The organism is Acetobacter oeni (assembly GCF_011516825.1).
GTDB classification, from domain to species: domain Bacteria; phylum Pseudomonadota; class Alphaproteobacteria; order Acetobacterales; family Acetobacteraceae; genus Acetobacter; species Acetobacter oeni.
The window spans coordinates 35206-54339 of the sequence record NZ_WOTA01000004.1; the positions used below are offsets into that span (position 1 = coordinate 35206).

18 protein-coding genes are annotated in these 19134 nt (G+C 59.9%); 13 read left to right on the forward strand and 5 right to left on the reverse strand.

The features are described 5' to 3' along the window. The first annotated feature begins 33 nt into the window (after positions 1–33). Complete coding sequence (locus GOB90_RS03720) at positions 34–978, forward strand: ABC transporter permease (RefSeq protein WP_146885874.1); 945 nt, start codon at positions 34–36, stop codon at positions 976–978. Between the two features lie 6 nt (positions 979–984). Further along, the gene (locus GOB90_RS03725; protein ID WP_146885876.1) at positions 985–1746 is read left to right on the forward strand and encodes an ABC transporter ATP-binding protein; all 762 of its coding nucleotides are present in this window, start codon (positions 985–987) and stop codon (positions 1744–1746) included. A 213-nt stretch (positions 1747–1959) separates the two neighbouring features. Here GOB90_RS03725 and GOB90_RS03730 read toward each other — a convergent pair whose 3' ends face one another. After that, positions 1960–2424: a hypothetical protein gene (locus GOB90_RS03730; protein ID WP_146886056.1), complete on the reverse strand. Its 465-nt coding sequence runs from the start codon at positions 2422–2424 to the stop codon at positions 1960–1962. 109 nt (positions 2425–2533) lie between these two features. On the opposite strand from GOB90_RS03730, the gene prmC reads away from it, so the two are divergent. Both prmC and GOB90_RS03740 read left to right on the forward strand, forming a co-directional pair. After that, positions 2534–3409, forward strand: coding sequence for a peptide chain release factor N(5)-glutamine methyltransferase (gene prmC / locus GOB90_RS03735; protein ID WP_146886058.1), 876 nt, complete (start codon positions 2534–2536; stop codon positions 3407–3409). A 306-nt stretch (positions 3410–3715) separates the two neighbouring features. Further along, positions 3716–4147, forward strand: coding sequence for a DUF4167 domain-containing protein (locus GOB90_RS03740; protein ID WP_146885878.1), 432 nt, complete (start codon positions 3716–3718; stop codon positions 4145–4147). 64 nt (positions 4148–4211) lie between these two features. Here GOB90_RS03740 and GOB90_RS03745 read toward each other — a convergent pair whose 3' ends face one another. Beyond that, on the reverse strand, positions 4212–5291 hold the full coding sequence (locus GOB90_RS03745; protein ID WP_146885880.1) for an alkene reductase: 1080 nt from the start codon (positions 5289–5291) through the stop codon (positions 4212–4214). A 156-nt stretch (positions 5292–5447) separates the two neighbouring features. On the opposite strand from GOB90_RS03745, the gene GOB90_RS03750 reads away from it, so the two are divergent. The 5 genes from GOB90_RS03750 (at position 5448) to GOB90_RS03770 (ending at position 10333) form a co-directional block, all read left to right on the forward strand. Next, positions 5448–5777 carry an ArsR/SmtB family transcription factor gene (locus GOB90_RS03750; protein WP_146885882.1) on the forward strand — a complete coding sequence of 110 codons (330 nt, stop codon included), beginning with the start codon at positions 5448–5450 and terminating at the stop codon, positions 5775–5777. Between the two features lie 190 nt (positions 5778–5967). Then, positions 5968–6585, forward strand: a complete 618-nt coding sequence (gene rpsD, locus GOB90_RS03755) for a 30S ribosomal protein S4 (protein WP_146885884.1) — start codon at positions 5968–5970, stop codon at positions 6583–6585. Positions 6586–6719: 134 nt separating this feature from the next. Next, positions 6720–8282: a peptide chain release factor 3 gene (locus GOB90_RS03760; RefSeq protein WP_146885886.1), complete on the forward strand. Its 1563-nt coding sequence runs from the start codon at positions 6720–6722 to the stop codon at positions 8280–8282. 277 nt (positions 8283–8559) lie between these two features. Continuing rightward, the gene (locus GOB90_RS03765) at positions 8560–9351 is read left to right on the forward strand and encodes an IclR family transcriptional regulator (protein WP_146885888.1); all 792 of its coding nucleotides are present in this window, start codon (positions 8560–8562) and stop codon (positions 9349–9351) included. 67 nt (positions 9352–9418) lie between these two features. Beyond that, positions 9419–10333: a DUF3108 domain-containing protein gene (locus GOB90_RS03770; RefSeq protein WP_146885890.1), complete on the forward strand. Its 915-nt coding sequence runs from the start codon at positions 9419–9421 to the stop codon at positions 10331–10333. A 9-nt stretch (positions 10334–10342) separates the two neighbouring features. Here GOB90_RS03770 and GOB90_RS03775 read toward each other — a convergent pair whose 3' ends face one another. Continuing rightward, positions 10343–11011 (reverse strand): HAD hydrolase-like protein, encoded by a 669-nt coding sequence (locus GOB90_RS03775; protein ID WP_146885892.1) that lies wholly within the window; start codon positions 11009–11011, stop codon positions 10343–10345. A 113-nt stretch (positions 11012–11124) separates the two neighbouring features. Between GOB90_RS03775 and glmU the strand changes: the two genes are divergently transcribed. Both glmU and glmS read left to right on the forward strand, forming a co-directional pair. Further along, the gene (gene glmU / locus GOB90_RS03780) at positions 11125–12513 is read left to right on the forward strand and encodes a bifunctional UDP-N-acetylglucosamine diphosphorylase/glucosamine-1-phosphate N-acetyltransferase GlmU (protein WP_146885894.1); all 1389 of its coding nucleotides are present in this window, start codon (positions 11125–11127) and stop codon (positions 12511–12513) included. Next, positions 12513–14336: a glutamine--fructose-6-phosphate transaminase (isomerizing) gene (gene glmS / locus GOB90_RS03785; RefSeq protein ID WP_146885896.1), complete on the forward strand. Its 1824-nt coding sequence runs from the start codon at positions 12513–12515 to the stop codon at positions 14334–14336. Before glmU ends, glmS begins: the two co-directional genes overlap by 1 nt. Before the next feature lie 222 nt (positions 14337–14558). Here glmS and GOB90_RS03790 read toward each other — a convergent pair whose 3' ends face one another. Both GOB90_RS03790 and GOB90_RS03795 read right to left on the reverse strand, forming a co-directional pair. Continuing rightward, positions 14559–15278 carry a YfdX family protein gene (locus tag GOB90_RS03790; protein WP_146885898.1) on the reverse strand — a complete coding sequence of 240 codons (720 nt, stop codon included), beginning with the start codon at positions 15276–15278 and terminating at the stop codon, positions 14559–14561. 388 nt (positions 15279–15666) lie between these two features. Continuing rightward, positions 15667–16455: an inositol monophosphatase family protein gene (locus tag GOB90_RS03795; protein ID WP_146885900.1), complete on the reverse strand. Its 789-nt coding sequence runs from the start codon at positions 16453–16455 to the stop codon at positions 15667–15669. Positions 16456–16767: 312 nt separating this feature from the next. Here GOB90_RS03795 and sucC point away from each other — a divergent pair, with 312 nt between their 5' ends. Together sucC and sucD are read left to right on the forward strand one after the other, a co-directional pair. Next, a complete protein-coding gene (gene sucC, locus GOB90_RS03800; RefSeq protein WP_146885902.1) occupies positions 16768–17967 on the forward strand; it encodes an ADP-forming succinate--CoA ligase subunit beta in 1200 nt (399 codons plus the stop codon). After that, on the forward strand, positions 17967–18842 hold the full coding sequence (gene sucD, locus GOB90_RS03805) for a succinate--CoA ligase subunit alpha (RefSeq protein ID WP_146885904.1): 876 nt from the start codon (positions 17967–17969) through the stop codon (positions 18840–18842). Before sucC ends, sucD begins: the two co-directional genes overlap by 1 nt. Positions 18843–19134: the final 292 nt, after the last annotated feature.

Here is a 19134-nt window from a genome sequence, read left to right on the forward strand (position 1 = left end):
GCGCTTCCCGCCCGGCTTGTCTATCGCGCTGGCATGAGCAGCAACGAACAACCGGCCCCGGAAACGGCTGAAAACACGATGGCGGACGTGTCTTCGCCTCGCAGGCCGCCGGTGCCCGATGAGCCGGAACTGCGATCCGAAATCGCCGCGCAGGGACCGGAGCCGGTTCTGGACCTGCGCCCCGAGAAAGGATTTGCTCACATCCGCCATGCGGCGCGGGATTTCCGCGATGGTTTCGCGCTGTTCAGGCTCGGCTGGACGCTGGGCTGGCTGGATATCAAACTCCGTTATCGCGGCTCCATGCTGGGACCGTTCTGGATGACAATTTCAACAGCGATTCTGGTCGGCTCGATGGGCGTGCTGTATGCGACGCTGTTCCACATCGAACTGCGGATTTATCTGCCGTTCCTGTCATTTTCTCTGATTTTGTGGGCCTACCTCAACACCACAGTGTCCGATGGCTGCGCGACGTTCACCAGCTCTTCCGGCCTTATTCACGCCATGAGAATGCCGTTCAGCCTGCATGTGCTGCGCGTGACCGTGAGAAATTTCCTGACCTTCCTCCACAGTGTCGGCGTCATTGCGCTTGTCTTTATTATTTTCCGCATCGCGCCTGTGCCAGACTGGCAAATCCCGGCCGGTCTCGTTTTGTGGGGAACAGATCTTTACGCCATCACCCTTCTGACCGGCGTGCTCGGCGCGAGGTTCCGGGACATGCCGCCAGTCACCGCGAGCATAATGCAAATCCTGTTTTTTGTGACGCCCGTGCTCTGGAAACCCGATCTGATTTACGCCGGGCGCCAGTATATGCTACTCGATCCGTGCTATCCCCTGATCGAGATCATCCGCGGCCCCTTCATGGGCCTGAGCGTAAGACCTTCCATCTGGCTCGTCGCGGTCCTTTACAGCATCGCACTCTGGATCGTTTCATTTTCGCTGTTTGCGCGGATGCGCGCGCGGCTGGCTTATTGGGTGTAAGCGGGCATGGCGAGCGTTGACGTTTCAGGTCTCACAATCTCTTTTCCGCTCTATCATGGCGATGCGCGAAGTCTGAAGAAGACGCTCGGCGGCGCTCTGAACCGGCGTGCCCTATCCGGCAGATTCGCCCAGGACAACCGGCAGCGCGTGATGGTTCAGGCCCTTACGGATGTAAGTTTCTCACTGTGTCCGGGCGAACGGCTCGGGCTGGTCGGCCGGAACGGCGCCGGCAAAACAACTCTGCTTCGCGCGCTGGCGGGCATTTACGAGCCGGTCAAGGGCAGAGTGCTCCTTCGGGGACGGATCGGCAGTCTTCTCGACACATCGCTCGGCATGAATCCGGAATTATCCGGACGGGAAAACATCCGGCTGCGCTGCCTGTTTTCCGGCCTCTCGGAAAAAGCGATCGCCGAAGTCGAACAGGACGTCGAATCCTTCGCCGGCCTGGGTTCCTTCATGGATCTGCCCCTAAAAACATACAGTTCCGGTATGGCTGTCCGACTGGCATTCGGCCTCGCAACCGCGATCATGCCGCAGATTCTAATCATGGATGAATGGTTCATGGCCGGCGACGCCTCCTTCATCCAGAGAGCGGAACAGCGCATCGCCGGACTTGTGGAAGGCGCGGAAATTCTGATCGTCTCCAGCCACATGCCGGAAATCATTTCGCAATGGTGTACGCGGCTCATCTGGATGGAACAGGGCCGCGTGGTCATGGACGGACCAACCGAAGAAATCCTCCACGCGTATCTGAGCGCTGAGCAGTAACCCGATCCCGGGTCCGGTTTAGCCCGACCCGGATCAGACCATTACCGGATCTTCTTCTTTCAGATGCCGCTGTTTTTCCCGGGCTTTGCCCTGAAACTCACCAAAGACCGTCAGCCTGTTGAAACCTGTTTTTATATAAACGGATCGGGGGGCAGGGGGCTGTTGTTCCCGCCGGCCATTCGGCCCGAACCTGCATCACTAAAGACTATTCTGTCAGCTTGTCGCCACGATACAGGCATCACCATGCCCTGGATGATGCTGAGCAACATCCGGATTTTCCGGATCAATAAGATAAAAATCAGTAAAATTCGCCGTGCCGAGCGCCTGGAATATATGTCCGTCCGGATTATGAAGCACACCGGCGCTGCTGACATTATGCGTCTCGGTCCTGCCTTCCGGCGCCCGGATCGTGATCTCTCCGCACAGAGCATAGGTGTGTTCAACACGGCCCGCCTGAGTCGGGATCGTTTCGACCTTGCGCGTCGTGTCGCCGTTCAGAACAAAGGTCGCAACGAGTTCGCCATCGACATACAGACGGGAAACTTCCGAAATTTCCTGCGGGGCTTTCTCGTCCACAACAACAAACTGCCCCGCCAGAGCCGGCGTCGCACCCAGGATTCCGGATGAGACAAGAATTGCGGAAAATACGTAAACACTGTAGCTGGCACGACTGAACATCTTCATCATAAGACGAATATAACCTGGTATCCGGCTCACCTGAACCAAAAAGCATTCGCCCCGACTACAGGTTGACACAGCAGGGGTGACACCGTCTTTGCTTCCCGCCATGGTTGCGGACCCCACATTGCCACGTTCATCTGCGTCGGAAACGGTCGCCAGTCTCATCGCGCGGGGGACGAAAGAACTCGCGGCTTCGGGGATCGGGGAGCCACGCCGGGAAGCCCGTCTTCTGCTGAACATCGCCTTTGGCCTGACAACCGGCTGGCAGCTTTGCCACGCGGATGAAGTCATCGCGAACGCCGTCCCTTATGACAGGCTTCTCGAACGCCGCGCGCATGGCGAACCGGTTGCCTATCTCTCCGGAAAACAGGGATTCTGGACCCTTGATCTCGCCGTCTCCCCCGAAACACTCATTCCACGCGCCGATACGGAAACACTGATCGAAGCGCTCCTCAGCCAGCGCCCGGAACGGGAGTCCGTTCGTACAATCCTGGATCTTGGCACCGGCACCGGATGCCTGCTTCTTGCCGCGCTAAGCGAATATCCTCTGGCAACAGGAATCGGCGTGGACCGTATTCAGCAGGCCACGATCCTTGCGGCCGACAATGCCCGGCTGAACAATCTTGAAGATCGCTGTTCGTTCGCGGTCAGTCAGTGGAATGCGGCCATCGCAGGCCGGTTTGATGTTATTCTTTCAAATCCCCCTTATATTCCGAGCGGCGACATTCCGGGGCTTATGCGTGATGTCGCCGATTATGAACCGGTCAGTGCCCTGGACGGAGGGACTGACGGACTGGATGATTACCGCATCCTGATCCCGGCGCTGAACCACCTCCTCGCGCCGGATGGCGTGGCAATTTTTGAAATCGGCATCGGACAGGATAAATCAGTTCCGGCGCTGGGCTGCCAGGCCGGACTGCGCGTCGTGGAAATATGTTGCGATCACGGCGGCCACCCCCGGGCGGTTATCTTTGCCGCCTGAGCCCGGTTTCTTCAGCTTGTTGGACTTGCCGTCACAGCGGTAATTACATTGTGCTTGCGTCCGCACGCATCCTGTGGTCAAAGACAAACCGGAGTGTCTGACGTTATTCCCGGCAGATCAGGTCATAAATGACCCGGTTGTTCTGTCCGGATATCAAAACACCCGCCAAGGTCTGTGTCCGCGAATCGGTTACACGCTCGCACCAGTCCTTAACCCGAAAAACACAGGTTTTCGAGAAGTCAGTCAGTAAATACACTACTCTTACGCTGACTGTGCAGAGACAGGAAAAAGTGTCGTGGCAACACCATGAATATGAAACGCACACGCAGCCGCCATCACCGGCCCGGAACTAATAACAGCGGGGGAAGCGGAAGCGCGCCGCGCCATCAGAATGGCCAGATTCCACTGAACCGGAATCATGTATTCGACAGCAATGGCCCGGAAGTCCGTATTCGTGGCACGTCACAGCAACTGTTCGAGAAATATCTCCAGCTCGGACGGGACGCGACTTCGAGCGGAGACCGGGTAACGGCTGAAGCTTACTTCCAGCATGCCGAACATTATTTCCGTATCCTGAACGCCATGAACCAGGCCGCCCAGCAGGCGCAGGCCGAGCGCCAGGAACGAGCCGCAAGGTCGCGACCGGTTTACCAGCAGCAGCCGGAAAGCGGTGCGGAAGAAGATTACGATGACCAGCGCGGTGAAGCGCAGCCTGAATCGGAAGCCGTCGCTTCCTGATGGCCGACCGGGCAGGCGGGAGAAAGGGCTGGCAAAGCCCCGTCTCCGCTATCCCGGACGTGGATTACCTGACAGCCGCCGGATAATCCACGTAGCCTTCGGTCCCTTGGGAATACCAGGTCTGCATGCTTTGAAGCTGCGCCAGAGGCAGCCCCTTGCGAATGCGGTATGGCAGATCCGGGTTTGCCATGAACAGCCGCCCGAAGCTGATCGCATCCGCTATCCCCGAAGCAACCGCCTTCTCCGCCGCATCTGGCGTGTAATCAGAATTCAGAATGAGAACCCGGTCAAAGACCTCCCGAATCTGCGGCGACAGCTTCGGCACATCGGTTGAACCAAATGTTCCCTCAGGTCCTGGCTCGCGAAGGCTGAGAGAGGCAATTCCCAGACCGGACAACATCTTCGCCGCCGGGATAAATACGGCCACAGGATCGCTGTCATCAGTCCCCTGCGAATCTCCGTTGGGCGAAAGACGCAGATGCGTGCGATCCGCGCCGACAGCGGAAATGACCCGTTCCGTCACTTCGCGCAGCAGCCGGATGCGATTTTCCGGCGATCCGCCATAAGCATCTTCACGGTGATTGACGCCATTGCGCAGAAACTGATCGATCAGATAGCCGTTCGCCGCATGAATCTGAACGCCGTCAAAACCCGCCGCGATCGCATTGCGCGCGGCACGGTCATAGTCCTCCAGCAAACCCGGGATCTCATCGAGACGAAGCGCCCGAGCCGATTCATAAGGACGTTTGCCCTCATAAGTGTGAACCTCGCCTGGCGCCGCACCCGGCGAGGACGACACCGGCTGCTCTCCCGTGACCGATGAGTGAACCAGCCGCCCCATGTGCCAGAGCTGAGCAATGATCCGCCCGCCACGCTCGTGCACGGCCTTTGTCACCGGCTTCCAGGCCTCGGTCTGCTCATCGGACCACAGCCCGGGCGCGTAAGGCCAGCCAAGTCCCTGACGGCTGATCCCCGTCGCCTCGGAGATGATCATGCCCGCGCTGGCCCGCTGGGCATAATACTCGGCCATGACCGGCGTCGGAACATGGGCGCGGGTGGCACGGCCGCGCGTAAGCGGGGCCATGATGATCCGGTTTGGCGCCTCGATTGCGCCGATACGGAGAGGATCGAACAGGGTGGTCATCGAATGCAGCCCTTTCATGAGTGGCAGGAGATGACCTGTTATAGTTCGTATTTCATCGAACTTCAAATAAGGGATTTTATTACAATGTGATAATCTCGACGCCGATGTCCCGCGCCCGCATAATACGGATGAAACGCGGAGCAGGGGAGGGAAGTCATGGAGCGTTATACTCATCCGTCGATTGATGCCGTGGAAACCTGCGCGGTGTTTCACGCCCTTTCCGACCCGTTCCGGCTCGATATCGTGCGGACCCTGGCGCGACGCGGTCCGCTGAACTGCGCCGCCCTGAGCTGCGACCGGCCACGCTCGACCATGTCTCATCATTTCCGTGTGCTGCGCGAGGCCGGCCTGGTCAGAACCGCCACTCAGGGCACCGAACATATCAACACCCTGCGACAGGATGAACTGGAACGCCGTTTCCCCGGGCTTGTCGCGCTTATTCTCGGAACGACAGTACCGCCGGAATTGACAGAAACCGCCTCCTGACCTATAGGCGCCACCCATTGCCGGGAACGTGGACGGACCGGCCGGCCCAGCGGGTATTATGCTCCCCGGGGCCGGTAATACGGAACGCGCCCGCTCTGAACCATGCTGGTCAGAGACTACCGGTGCCACTGCGGGCAGACGGGGATTAATGTCCGCGCTGCCTTGCAAAAGATGAAAGCAGAGCGCGCAGATGAGCAAGCGCCTTGAGAGCAAATACAAAATTAACCGTCGTCTTGGCGTCAACCTGTGGGGCCGTGCAAAGTCTCCGGTCAACCGTCGTGACTACGGACCTGGCCAGCACGGTCAGCGCCGCAAAGGCAAGCCTTCGGACTTCTCTGTCCAGCTCATGGCAAAGCAGAAGCTGAAAGGCTATTACGGCAATATCAGCGAGAAGCAGTTCCGCAAGTATTATGAGGAAGCGGTGCGTCGCAAGGGCGATACCTCCGAAAATCTCATCAATCTGCTGGAGCGTCGCCTGGACGCCGTCGTGTATCGCCTGAAATTCGCGATCACGCCGTTCGCTTCACGTCAGTTCATCAACCACGGCCATATCCTGGTGAACGGCAAGAAGGTGAATATTCCTTCCTACCTGGTTCGCGAAGGCGACGTGATCGAAGTCCGCGAGAAGTCCAAACAGCTCGCTGCGGTCCTTGATGCGGCTCAGTCTAACGAGCGTGACGTTCCTGAATACATGGAAGCCGATCATCGTCAGATGAAAGGCACGTTCCTCCGTGGTCCCGGCCTCTCCGATGTGCCTTATCCGGTGCAGATGGAACCGAACCTCGTGGTCGAGTTCTACTCGCGCTAATTCCTGCGAGACTACCCGGTCCTTACCGACCGGGGCCGTTCTGGCGCCGGGCGGAGAGTCTCTCTCCGCCCGGCGTTGCCGTTTTCAGGCCGTCAGACTTCGTGCCTCCATCCATCGCAGGATGATCACCCGCCATGACAGACACTCAGACCGCAACCGGAGCGCCGGACGACATCCGTGACGCTATCTCGCGCCGCCGGACTTTTGCGATCATCTCGCACCCGGATGCCGGTAAGACGACACTGACGGAACGCATCCTGCGCGCGGGCGGAGCCATTCAGCTTGCCGGTAACGTGCGGGCCAAGGGCGAGCGCCGCCGCACAAGGTCGGACTGGATGGGCATCGAGCGGGATCGCGGCATCTCCGTCGTCACCTCTGTCATGACATTCGAATACGGTGGCTGCGTCTTCAACCTTCTCGATACCCCGGGTCATGAAGACTTCTCGGAAGACACCTACCGCACACTGACCGCCGTTGATTCGGCCGTCATGGTGATCGATGCAGCGAAAGGCATCGAAGACCGGACACGCAAGCTGTTCGAAATCTGTCGGATGCGCGACATCCCGATTGTCACTTTCATCAACAAGATGGATCGCGAGGCCCAGGACCCCTTCGCCCTGCTGGACGAAATTTCTTCATCGCTGGCTTTGGATACCACCCCCGCGACCTGGCCGGTCGGACGCGCTGCAAAATTTGTCGGCACCTACGACCTGCGAACCAGGGAGTTGCACACCACAACGACGCTGGAACAGTCCGATCCGCGCATGATCCAGCTTGGCGAGGATCTGGAACTGATCGAAGCCGCTCTTCCGGAATTTGATCGCGAATCCTTCGACGCCGGCCATCTGACCCCCGTCTTCTTCGGCAGCGCCATGAAGGAAATCGGCGTCACCGATCTGCTCGACGCCCTCGTAGCCTTCGGTCCGTCACCCCGCGATCAGGCCACGGAAACGCGCACCGTCCACGCCGATGAGCCGGGTATGACAGCGCTGGTGTTCAAGATTCAGGCCAACATGGACCCGAATCACCGCGATCGCATCGCCTTCGCCCGCGTCTGCTCCGGCCGCCTGTCACGCGGCATGCGCCTCCACCATACCCGGACGGGCAAAGGCTTTGCGCTTCACACCCCGCAGTTCTTCTTCGCCCGCGACCGCCAGATCGCGGAAGAAGCCTTCGCCGGTGACGTGGTCGGTATTCCCAATCACGGCACGCTTCGCATAGGCGATACCCTGACCGAAGGTGAAAATATCCGCTTCACGGGTGTTCCGTATTTTGCGCCCGAAATCCTGCGCCGTGTCCGTCTGGAAGACGCGATGAAAGCCAAGAAACTCCGTCAGGCCCTCACGGAACTGGCCGAAGAAGGTGTGGTTCAGCTTTTCCGTCCGCAGGATGGCGCCCAGCCGATCGTCGGCGTGGTCGGCACCCTCCAGCTCGACGTTCTGCAGGCCCGTCTCAAAGGTGAATACGGCGTCGGCATAGGCTTCGATTCCACGCCGTTCTCGCTCGCGCGCTGGGTAACGGGCGATCACGCAAAACTCGATCTGTTCGCCCAGACCAACCGCTCATCCATGGCGGATGATCTCGACGGCGATCCGGTTTTTTTCGCCAGTTCCGCCTTCATGATGCGGCGTACCGAAGAAATGAATCCGGATCTGAAATTTCACGACATAAAACAGATCGGTCTGGCTGTCGGCTGAAGGGGAAGACTTTCTTTCCATCTGCTATCCTGCCGGAGAACTGGGATGCGCGTCCGGGTTCCGGCGATTCAGCAGGAGACCCGCTTTATCATCCACGCAGAACAGGATACCTGAAAAGAATCAGCCTGACAGAGACCGGTCAGCAAACCCGGGAAAGTTACGATTTTTGCGGTAAAGACGAGATCGTGTTCAGTTTCTTATTGTTCATTATATTGAACACGATCCCGTATGTCGGATATAGGCGATTCCAGTAAGCCGCGTCAAGGACCAGAATCTGGTGACAACAAAAGAAAACGAGTCCGTTCCCGCATTGAGACGGGCGGTCAGAATACTCGATCTGGTCGGGTCGCAGCCGACACCGCCAAATGCCGCGGAAATTGCCCGCCTGCTGGATCTGCCGCGCAGCTCCACTCACGGTCTGATCGGCGTGATGACCGAACTCGGTCTGCTGGAATCCGCCGCCGGGCACGCATCAGGCTACCGCCTCGGCCCGCGCCTGCTGGACTGGGCCGCCCATGTCAGCTCCCGCCAGGACCTGATCGGCGCCTTTCACCACGTGGTCGGATCAAACCCGGAACTGGCGCCTTACACCGTCAGCCTCAGCACACTCGATGGCGATGAGGTCGTCTACCTCGCCAGCCGCGCCAGCGAGCGGGGCCTCGGCGTTCATTACAGCGTCGGACTGCACCTGCCGGCAGTCTATACAGCGACAGGAAAAGTCCAGCTCGGTGCCATGGACAGAGCGGACTTCCGCGAATGGCTGACACTTTATCCGCTTCCCGCCTGGCCACCCGTGCCCACGGCGCACAACAAAATCACGCCGTCCGAAATCATGGAGGAAATCCGCATCGCCCAGAATGACGGCTACGCAATGGATGACGGCCAGATCCATCTCGGCGTCTGGTGCTTTGCCGCCGCCGTGCACGATTCGAGTGGCAATACGGTCGCCGGACTGGGCATCAGTCAGCCCAAACCGGCAAACGCGGAAAAAATGCGCGACGTCATGGCGCGGCTCGCCATCTCAACCGCCGCCGAACTCTCCGCGCGGCTCGGCTACCGTACCGCCTGAAGGCAGGCGGGGCAGGGGAGCGGCACCCGGCTTGCCGGGTGCATGTCGCTGTGCTGAAATCATACGGATGACAAAGGTCAATACCGGAGCGGCAACCGCGATCAGCCTGCACGCTCTTCGGATGACACGGACCCGCCGTCCGTTCCGCCGGCTCCTTCTTTCCCTCGCCTGCTCCCTGCTGACCGGTGCCGTCGCCGTGCAGGCGCAGACTTCTTCCGGAGGAACTGGCACCGCTCCCGCAGGCGCTGTCACCGGCAGCCAGACGCCTCAGAAGACACACCTGTCCTATACGCTCTATTCACACTGGTTCTCCGTTCTGGACATCACAACGGATTACCTGCTGGATTCGGCCCGTTACGATGTCAGTATGGATGCCCATGCCAGCGGGCTGCTCAGCCTCTTCATGCGGATGAATATCCATTCCAGGGCTCAGGGCAGCGTCAGTGACAGCGTGGTCCGGCCGCAACGCTACGACAGCGCCGGCTGGGCACGCAAAACTATGCGGCACGTCATCATAGATTACCCGCTCTCCGGCCCCCGCGTCGTGCTGCAGGATCCTGCGGAAACCGATCGTGAGCCTGTCTCCGAAGACCAGCGTCGTGCCGCGACCGATATCCTGGGCACCATGATGAAAGTACTGGCGCAGATCCGTCAGACAGGCCGCTGCGACGGAACCTTCGATATCTTCGACGGCATCCGCCTGACACGCATGACGCTTTCAACCGCAGGCATGGAACCTCCCCCGGATATTCGCAAAGAATGGCGCGCCCCGGCCATGCGCTGCAACTTCACGGGCAGGCAGATCGCCGGGTTCATCAAAGGACATGAATCGACCTCGTCGCTGCGCGAACAGCACGGTGGCTCCATGTGGTTCGAAACCATTCCTGGCTTCGGCCCCGTCGCGGTTCGCGTGGAAATGGAACATCCCAAAATAGGCAAGGCCACCGCGCTGCTGACCAAAGACCCGACGCTGGTTCCGTAATAAACCCCGTCAGCACGCTCCGGGCAGCAGACGCGCCGCAATCTCAGGCACCTCGTCAATCGTCGTTGCTGTTGCCGTCGCGCCATCGGCACAGGCCGGAATGCCATAACCCCAGGCGGCAAAAATCGAGCAGGCGCCGGCGCCGGTCGCAGTTCTGATGTCGTTGGCATGGTCCCCGATCATCACGCTGTCCGCCGCGTCCCCGTCAGCCAGACGGATCGTGCCGAGCAGATGACCGGAATCGGGTTTGCGTGTCGCGAAGGAATCTCCGCCACCCACCGCAGAGAGCAGGTCCATCAGACCGTATCCCTCAAGGATCGAACGCGCCGCCGATACAGGCTTGTTGGTACAAACAGCCAGATGCCATCCCTGATCCCGCATCCGGATAAGCGTGGCCTTCGCACCGGGAAACAGCCGTGACCGCTCCGTCGCGCGCGGCCCGTAAATCTCCATGAAACGCTTTGTCGCTTTCTGCCGGTCAATCGTCGCGGCCCCCGGCCCGCTGCGCGACAGGGCACGCTCCACCAGAACCGCCACACCATCGCCGATCATACTTCGGACCGCACCGACATCCAGTTCAGAAAGTCCGTAGTCCTGAAGCAGGATGTTTACGCTGTCCGCGAGATCCGGAAGGGAGTCGACAAGCGTCCCGTCAAGATCGAAAACCGCCAGCCGCATGATCTTTCTCCTCCCGGTCACATTCTCGGAAAATCATCGTAACGCGAAGTGACAGCTCGGGGCACCCCGGAGGTTTGACAGGACTCCGGCTCTGGCTTACCGCAGAAAATATCATGATAAATTCGCAGTTTTCCGCTTCATCGTCCGGTTTGTCACCTACCGGCTCCTCAACGGCCGTTCTTCTCGCCGCAGGCCTCGGCACCCGTATGCGGTCCGCGCTCCCCAAAGCCATGCAGCCGCTCGCCGGCCAGCCCATGCTCTCACACCTCATCGCCAGCGCCGCCAGCGTCTTTGATAAGGTCGTCGTCGTAATCGGTCCCGACATGGACGATGTTGCGAAACTCGCCGCCCCCCACGCCACCGTCATACAGCATGATCGCCTTGGCACCGCCCATGCCGCTCTTCAGGCCGAAAACCTGTTCGGCGATGGTGACGTCGCCGTGCTCTACGCCGACAACCCGCTTATCAGCGCCGAAACCATGGAACGCCTGCTGGCCACCCAACGCGCGGGAACCGGCCCGGACCGCGCTGATCTCGCCCTGCTCGCCATGCGCCCCGCCGATCCTGGTCGCTACGGTCGCGTCATAACGGATGCGGACGGCACTGTCCGGGAAATAGTCGAATGGGCGGATGCCACGGAGGCGGAACGTGCCGTCGGTCTCTGCAACGCCGGTGTCCTCTGCGCGGAAGCCGGCCGCTTCCGCGAATGGCTGCACAAAGTCGGTAACGCCAACGCAAAAGGTGAGTATTACCTGACCGATGTCGTCGCCGTTGCCCGCAGCGAAGGCGGTATCGTCCATGCCGTCGAAGCCCCCGAGAGCGAGTTGCGCGGGATTAATTCCCGCGTGGAACTGGCCGAAGCCGAAGCCATCGTCCAGCACCGCCTGCGCCGTGAGGCCATGCTCTCAGGCGTCACCCTGACAGCCCCGGAAACCGTGTTTTTCTCTTTCGATACGGTCCTTGAACCCGATGTCACCGTTCAGCCGAATGTCGTCTTCGGTCCCGGCGTTACCGTTCGCAGCGGTGCCGAAATCCGTGCCTTCAGTCACCTCGAAGGCTGCGAGGTCGGCCCGCGCGCCCTAGTCGGACCTTATGCGCGCCTGCGCCCCGGCAGCACGCTCGGCGAAGCCTCGCATGTCGGCAACTTCGTCGAACTGAAAGCCACGACCCTCGGCGCGGGCGCGAAAGCCAACCACCTGACTTATCTCGGCGATTCCAGTATCGGCGCCGGCACCAATGTCGGGGCGGGTACCATCACCTGCAATTACGACGGCGTGTTCAAACACCGTACCACGATCGGTGAAAACGCCTTCATCGGATCGGATTCTATTCTTGTCGCCCCGGTGACCATAGGCGACGGTGCCCTGATTGCGGCCGGAAGTGTGATTACCAGGGATGTCGAGACTGACTCCCTCGCTGTCGCGCGTAGCACACAGGTGAATAAACCGGGCCGGGCCGCGCGTTTCCGCGCCGCTCTGCGGGCAAAGAAGGAACAGGGCTGATGTGTGGCATCTGCGGCGTCGTCGGGCACCGCCCCGCGACCCCCATCGTTTTTGAGGGACTGCGCCGGCTCGAATATCGCGGCTACGACTCAGCCGGCATCGCAACCCTGGACGATGGTCGTATCGAACGTCGACGGGCGGCGGGAAAACTCGATAACCTCGCAGCCGTGCTCGAAGATCAGCCGCTCTATGGCACAACCGGGATCGGACACACCCGCTGGGCCACCCACGGCGCCCCGACCGTGAACAACGCCCATCCGCACAGCACGAGCCGTGTCGCAATTGTTCATAACGGTATCATTGAGAACTTCGAGACACTCCGTAAGGAACTCGAAGCTGCCGGAGAGGTTTTTGAAACCGAAACCGACAGCGAAACCATCGCCAGACTGGCCGATTTTCATCTCGCCGCCGGCAAATCTCCGCGCGAAGCCGCGTTCGCAACTCTGCGCCGCCTCGAAGGCGCCTATGCCATCGCCATGATCTTCGCCGGACACGAAGGCCTGATGATCGGCGCCCGCCGTGGTGCGCCGCTTGCCGTCGGCTTCGGGGATGGCGAGATGTTTCTCGGCTCCGACAGCCTCGCTCTCGCGCCGCTGACCCGCCGCATCGCCTATCTCGATGACGGCGACCGCGTCATCATCACACCGGAAAAAGCCGAATTTTTCGATCATACCGGCAAACCTGTGGAGCGCACGATCCAGACCACAGCGGCGATCGCCGGCTCCGTCGGAAAAGATGGCTACCGGCACTTCATGGAAAAGGAACTGCACGAACATCCGCTTGTAATCGGGCAAACCTTGCAACGCATGGTCGATCCGGCAACGCGCAAGGTCATCCTGCCGGATATGCCGTTCGATCTCGCCACCATTCCGCGTGGCGTGATCACGGCCTGCGGTTCCGCCTATTTCGCAGGAATGATCGGACGCTACTGGCTGGAAGAAATCGCACGTCTGCCCATCGACATCGATGTCGCCAGCGAACTTCGCTACCGCAATCCCCCGCTCACACCCGGTTCCCTCGGGATGCTGATCTCCCAGTCCGGCGAAACAGCAGACACACTGGCCGCTCTGCGCGCACTCAGGGGCATCGGTTTGCCCGTGCTCTCCGTGCTGAACGTCGAACACAGCACCATGGCACGCGAGAGCGATGTCGTGCTCGGCACCGTTGCAGGTCCGGAAATTTCCGTGGCCTCAACAAAGGCCTTCACAGCCCAACTCACGGTCCTCGCCTGTCTGACCATCGCCATCGCCCGGGCAAAGGGAACTCTGGACGAACAGGGCGAAGACGAACTTGTCGCTGCCCTTCTGGATCTTCCCACAAGGGCGGAGCAGGTCTTCGCGCACCAGGACGCCATACGAAACATGGCGAGAATCGTCGCAGAAGCACGGGACGTTCTTTATCTCGGTCGGGGCAGCGCCTTTCCGGTTGCCATGGAAGGCGCCCTGAAACTCAAGGAAATTTCCTACATCCATGCCGAAGCCTACGCCGCCGGCGAGATGAAGCACGGGCCGATTTCCCTGATCGACCGCACCGTCCCGATTGTTGCGTCCATCCCGTCCGGACCCCTGTTCGAAAAAACCCTGTCAAACCTTCAGGAGGCAAAGGCGAGGGGAGGGCGACTGCTCGCCTTTACCGATGAAGCCGGTGCCGACCGGCTTTCAGCCGTTGCCGAACAGACCATCGCGCTGCCGAAAGTGCATCCGTTCGTGACACCGATCATCCAGACCATCGGCGTGCAGATTCTGGCTTACGAAACAGCTCTGCTGAAAGGAACGGATGTCGATCAGCCACGGAATCTGGCGAAATCCGTTACCGTGGAGTGAACCCCGGAGCAGTCCGCCGCGTGCAGTCCGCCTGCGTCAGGATGTCCGCAACCGTAAAGCGCCCGGAAAATGGCGCGTGCAATCCGTATCGAATCAGATGCGGCGACCGGAAGACCGAAGACGAGACATAAAAAAACCGTGGCCTTGTAAAAAACCATGGCTCAGACTGGCATACCGCTCGGATGCGACGAGAGACCCGTCGCATCCTGAGACAGCCCGCGATCAGTTCTTTGCGGCAGGGGCCTGTCCAGCCGCTGGCGCACCCTGAGCACCTTTTCCCTGAGCTTGGGAATCGATGAAGTCATCAGAAACAAACACAATTCCACCGAGCGCCTCATTCAGCGCATCAACAGCCGATTTCGCATCCCGACCTTCCGTGAAAACCGTCGCGCGGTTCACAGCACCTTCGGTCGGCGTCAGCGGAGCCAGAGCCACGATGAAATCGACGTCTTCACTGACAACCTGCATCGTATCGGCAGCCTGCTGGGTGGTGCCGGTCTTCAACTGACCATTCGCTGTTCCGACAGCGGCCTTCTTCTCAGGAGCAAGATTCTCGCTGGCAATCCACTCGCCACCAACCGGAACCCAGACATCAGGCGTCGCTGAAGGCACATGACCCGGAACAGCCGGATGCTGCGGAGCCGGCGTCAGCGCATTCTCAGCGGTCATCAGCTTCGTGTCAGCCTTCGCGGCCGCCTGAAGGCGCTTCTGTGCGTCGTAAAGCGCCGGAATGGCCTGATCGGTTTTACCAGCCGAAAGCATATCGCGCGCCATAAGAATATCGACAAGCGCACGCTGACCATCAGCCGACAGATGCTTCAGCGCCCGGCCGGCCTTATACTTTTCCCAGGCCACATGAGCGCCATGAACAGGGCCGGCATGGGCCAGAACAGGTGCCGCAGCCAGACCAGCAGCAAGAACCAGTGCAGAAAGACGTTTCATAAATTCAGTATCCTGACGACTAAGTGTAACATTCAGTTTCATGTCTATTTTATCTTATTACATAATGCGCGGAAATACCCGCCACGCACCGAATATCAGCTATTCCCTGTTATCAAAGGCGGAATAAATGATGCTGAAGAACGCAATTTTCCGGAAAATATCCCGGCTGCATAAGCATCAGAGATCCATAAAGAGCTGACAATATATATCTCGCGTCCGGGTTTTTTCTGCCCGGAGATGAAGTTCTTCCTTCCACATATCTTTTTGAAAAAACCTGCAGGAATAACTTCAGACCGCACATAAAACACGCGGGAATCATAAATAAAAATGCCCGCGCAACCCGTCTATGACAGGCATTCACCAACATTCCGGAAAACCCGCCGGCCGCTTACCCCAGAGGGATACCGACGGAAGCGGAAAGTGCATCAGCAATCCCCGGCGCCGTCGCGAGGATCGTCCCCGGCCCTTCAATTCCGCCATCCCGCAGAAATGGCGATACCCGCGCCCCGGCCTCAGACAAAATCACCAGCGCCGCCGCCACATCCCAGAGATTGATGACAATCTCAATGTAACCATCCAGCCGGCCACACGCGACATCCGTCAGAGCCAGAGCGCCCGACCCGCCCGAACGCGGCATCGCTCCGAGATCCAGAACAGCCCCGATTTTCTCCATAAAAACCGGCTTCGGAACCCGGCTGCTCCACCCCATCTCAATCATCGCACTGCGCGGGTCAGTCACCGTCGAAGCGGTAATCTTTTCCCCGTTGAGATAAGCGCCATGCCCCGCAAGCGCCGTGTAAGTCTCGCGCAGGGCAGGGGCCACAATCACCCCCGCTACCGGCCTGTCGCCCTCAAGAAGCCCGAGCGACACACACCAGCGATTCCGGCCCCGCGCATAGTTCGAAGTCCCGTCAATCGGATCCACCACCCAGCGCAAACTGCCATCACGCGCCCGGCCGCCTTCCTCGCCCTGAAAACCATCCTCCGGAAACAGCGCCTGCATCCGCCGCGAAATAAACGCCTCAACAGCACCATCCGTCTCTGTCAGCCAGTCCTGCGCCGATTTCTGAACAGCAATTGGCCCCCCCGAAGGAGGGCGCATCGAAAGAGCCATGCGGGCGGCATCATCCACAACGGCACGGGCGGCTTCAAAACGACGTTCAAGAGCGGCTGACATCTGATCCTCCGGCACATCGGCCGGCCTCTGCTGCGGGGAAACACCGGAGTCCGGTTCCCCTCCTGACACGAAACACCTTCCAGATAGGCCGCCCCGCTACGGGAAGTCGACCCTCCCGCCGCTCATAACCAGCAGACAGGCACGGTATTTTGTTTTGGCATCAGGCTGCATCGCGCCTAACGTTCGTTCCGTCTCATCTTCGGCTGTAAAAACAATAACTAAAGGCGAAGCCGGGATTTCGGAGCGGTCAGGATGCGCGACTATGGGTGGTCAGCGTTCAGGCCCTGTTCCAGCCGGATTCAGGACAGAAGAATGAATATTCATGAATATCAGGCCAAGGAACTTCTGAAGTCCTTTGGTATACCCATCCCCCGTGGCGTCGTCGTCCACTCCCCGGATGAAGCCCGTGACGCAGCAAAGTCCCTCGGCGGGCACCTCTTCGTCGTCAAGGCCCAGATCCACGCAGGTGGCCGAGGCGCCGGGCACTATTCCGGTGAGCCCGCCTGTAGCGGCGTCCGGCTCGTCAAGACACCGGACGAGGCCAGAACAGCCGCTTACGAAATGCTGGACCGCACCCTCATCACCCGTCAGACCGGTCCCCAGGGACGCGTGGTCCGCAAACTCTACATCGAAGAAGGATGCCCGATCGAACGCGAACTCTACTTCTCCATGCTTATAGACCGGGCGGAACGCTGCATCGTCATCGTCGCCTCCGAAGCAGGCGGCATGAGCATCGAAGACGTTGCCGAAAAAATGCCCGACAAGATCCGCAAGGTCGCCATCGACCCGGCGCTCGGCCTCGCCGATCACCAGTCCCGGGAACTCGCAACCAGACTCGGGCTGCACGGCTCGCAGATCCACCAGTTCGCGGAAATCGTCCGCTCCGCTTACACAGCTTTCACCACGCTCGATGCCGCCCTGATCGAAACCAACCCGCTGGTCGTGCTGAAAGACGGTTCCCTGCTGATCCTCGATGCGAAAATGGCCTTCGACGACAATGGCCTGTTCCGTCATAAAGCCATCCTTGAACTCCGTGATCCCAACGAAGAAGACCCCCGCGAGCAGGAAGCCGCCCGCTTCGGCCTGTCCTATGTCGGCCTCGACGGCACCATCGGCTGCATGGTCAACGGCGCCGGTCTCGCCATGGCCACCATGGACATCATCCACGAAGAAGGAGAATCCCCCGCCAACTTCCTCGATGTCGGCGGCGGCGCCTCAAAAGAAAAAGTCAGCGCCGCCTTCCGCATTCTCCTGGGCGATTCACGGATCGAAGGCGTGCTGGTCAACATTTTCGGTGGCATCATGCGCTGCGATGTCATCGCCGACGCCGTCATCTCGGCCTGTCGTGAAGTCGGCCTGCACGTGCCCCTCGTCGTCCGCCTCGCCGGAACCCGCGTAGAGGAGGGCATGGCCCTGATCACAAATTCCGGCCTCAATGTCATCGTCGCGACGGATCTCGGAGACGCCGCCCGTAAAATCGTTGCCGCCGTACGCGCCCGGAGGACTGCCTGATGTCCATTCTTGTCGATCACAACACAAAAGTTATCGTCCAGGGCTTCACCGGCGCACAAGGCACGTTCCACTCGCAGGAATCCCTAGCTTACGGCACGAAAATCGTCGGCGGCGTCACGCCTGGCCGGGGCGGTGAGAGCCATCTCGGCCTGCCGGTTTTCGACACTGTCGAGCAGGCACAGCAAGAACTGAAGGCCGATGCCACAGTCATCTTCGTCCCGCCCCCCGGCGCCGCCGACGCCATTCTCGAAGCCATCGCCAATGACATCCGGCTTATCGTCTGCATCACCGAAGGCATCCCCGTGCAGGATATGCTCCGTGTCCGCATGGAACTGAACCGCTCATCCAGCCTTCTCATCGGCCCCAACTGCCCCGGCGTGATCACCCCGGACGCCTGCAAGATCGGAATCATGCCAGGCCCGATCCATCGACGCGGCCATGTCGGCATCGTCTCCCGCTCCGGAACCCTTACCTACGAGGCCGTAGCCCAGACCACAGCGGTCGGCATGGGTCAGAGCACCAGTGTCGGCATTGGTGGCGACCCCATCAAAGGCCTTGATTTTGTCGATGTGCTGGAAATGTTTCTCGCTGATCCGGAAACAGAATCCATCATTATGATCGGAGAAATCGGCGGCACCTCGGAAAATGACGCCGCCCGCCTCCTCCAGGACAGCCACATCAAAAAACCCGTCGTCGCCCTCGTTGCCGGGATCACCGCTCCCCCGGGGCGCAGAATGGGTCATGCCGGCGCCGTCATTTCCGGTGGCGAAGACACAGCCGCAGCCAAAATCGAAGTCCTCCGCAGCGCCGGAATCCACATCGCCCCAACTCCCGCCGACCTCGGTACCACTCTCCAGACCGTTCTGCGCGGATAGAGCAGGAAGCGAAGTCTTGCACGCCTCTGCTTTGTCCATCAGACAGATCGTATTCCACCCGTGGGGCGCCGCCTAATTCCTTAAGACCATGACAACAGAGTTTTGAAACACGATTGCAGAGCCGGCACACTCTGCAATCCATTCTGCTGCTCCGCACAAGTCATTGTCAGCTGTCATACTGCCCCGATCGCCCGGTCTTCCCGACATCCCAATATAAAAACCAGGAAAAGGGATTGGCTGGGCTGAAGACGTCATGATGCTTTTTTACTGCGCCACCGCGTACTGAACGTAA

Coding starts and splice junctions, on each gene's coding strand:
- GOB90_RS03760 (WP_146885886.1), top strand. CDS start 6,720: ATGACAGACACTCAGACCGCAACCGGAGCGCCGGACGACATCCGTGAC.
- GOB90_RS03775 (WP_146885892.1), bottom strand. CDS start 11,011: ATGCGGCTGGCGGTTTTCGATCTTGACGGGACGCTTGTCGACTCCCTT.
- prmC (WP_146886058.1), top strand. CDS start 2,534: ATGGTTGCGGACCCCACATTGCCACGTTCATCTGCGTCGGAAACGGTC.
- GOB90_RS03745 (WP_146885880.1), bottom strand. CDS start 5,291: ATGACCACCCTGTTCGATCCTCTCCGTATCGGCGCAATCGAGGCGCCA.
- GOB90_RS03770 (WP_146885890.1), top strand. CDS start 9,419: ATGACAAAGGTCAATACCGGAGCGGCAACCGCGATCAGCCTGCACGCT.
- sucC (WP_146885902.1), top strand. CDS start 16,768: ATGAATATTCATGAATATCAGGCCAAGGAACTTCTGAAGTCCTTTGGT.
- sucD (WP_146885904.1), top strand. CDS start 17,967: ATGTCCATTCTTGTCGATCACAACACAAAAGTTATCGTCCAGGGCTTC.
- GOB90_RS03795 (WP_146885900.1), bottom strand. CDS start 16,455: ATGTCAGCCGCTCTTGAACGTCGTTTTGAAGCCGCCCGTGCCGTTGTG.
- glmS (WP_146885896.1), top strand. CDS start 12,513: ATGTGTGGCATCTGCGGCGTCGTCGGGCACCGCCCCGCGACCCCCATC.
- GOB90_RS03740 (WP_146885878.1), top strand. CDS start 3,716: ATGAATATGAAACGCACACGCAGCCGCCATCACCGGCCCGGAACTAAT.
- GOB90_RS03730 (WP_146886056.1), bottom strand. CDS start 2,424: ATGTTCAGTCGTGCCAGCTACAGTGTTTACGTATTTTCCGCAATTCTT.
- GOB90_RS03720 (WP_146885874.1), top strand. CDS start 34: ATGAGCAGCAACGAACAACCGGCCCCGGAAACGGCTGAAAACACGATG.
- rpsD (WP_146885884.1), top strand. CDS start 5,968: ATGAGCAAGCGCCTTGAGAGCAAATACAAAATTAACCGTCGTCTTGGC.
- GOB90_RS03750 (WP_146885882.1), top strand. CDS start 5,448: ATGGAGCGTTATACTCATCCGTCGATTGATGCCGTGGAAACCTGCGCG.
- GOB90_RS03725 (WP_146885876.1), top strand. CDS start 985: ATGGCGAGCGTTGACGTTTCAGGTCTCACAATCTCTTTTCCGCTCTAT.
- GOB90_RS03790 (WP_146885898.1), bottom strand. CDS start 15,278: ATGAAACGTCTTTCTGCACTGGTTCTTGCTGCTGGTCTGGCTGCGGCA.
- glmU (WP_146885894.1), top strand. CDS start 11,125: ATGATAAATTCGCAGTTTTCCGCTTCATCGTCCGGTTTGTCACCTACC.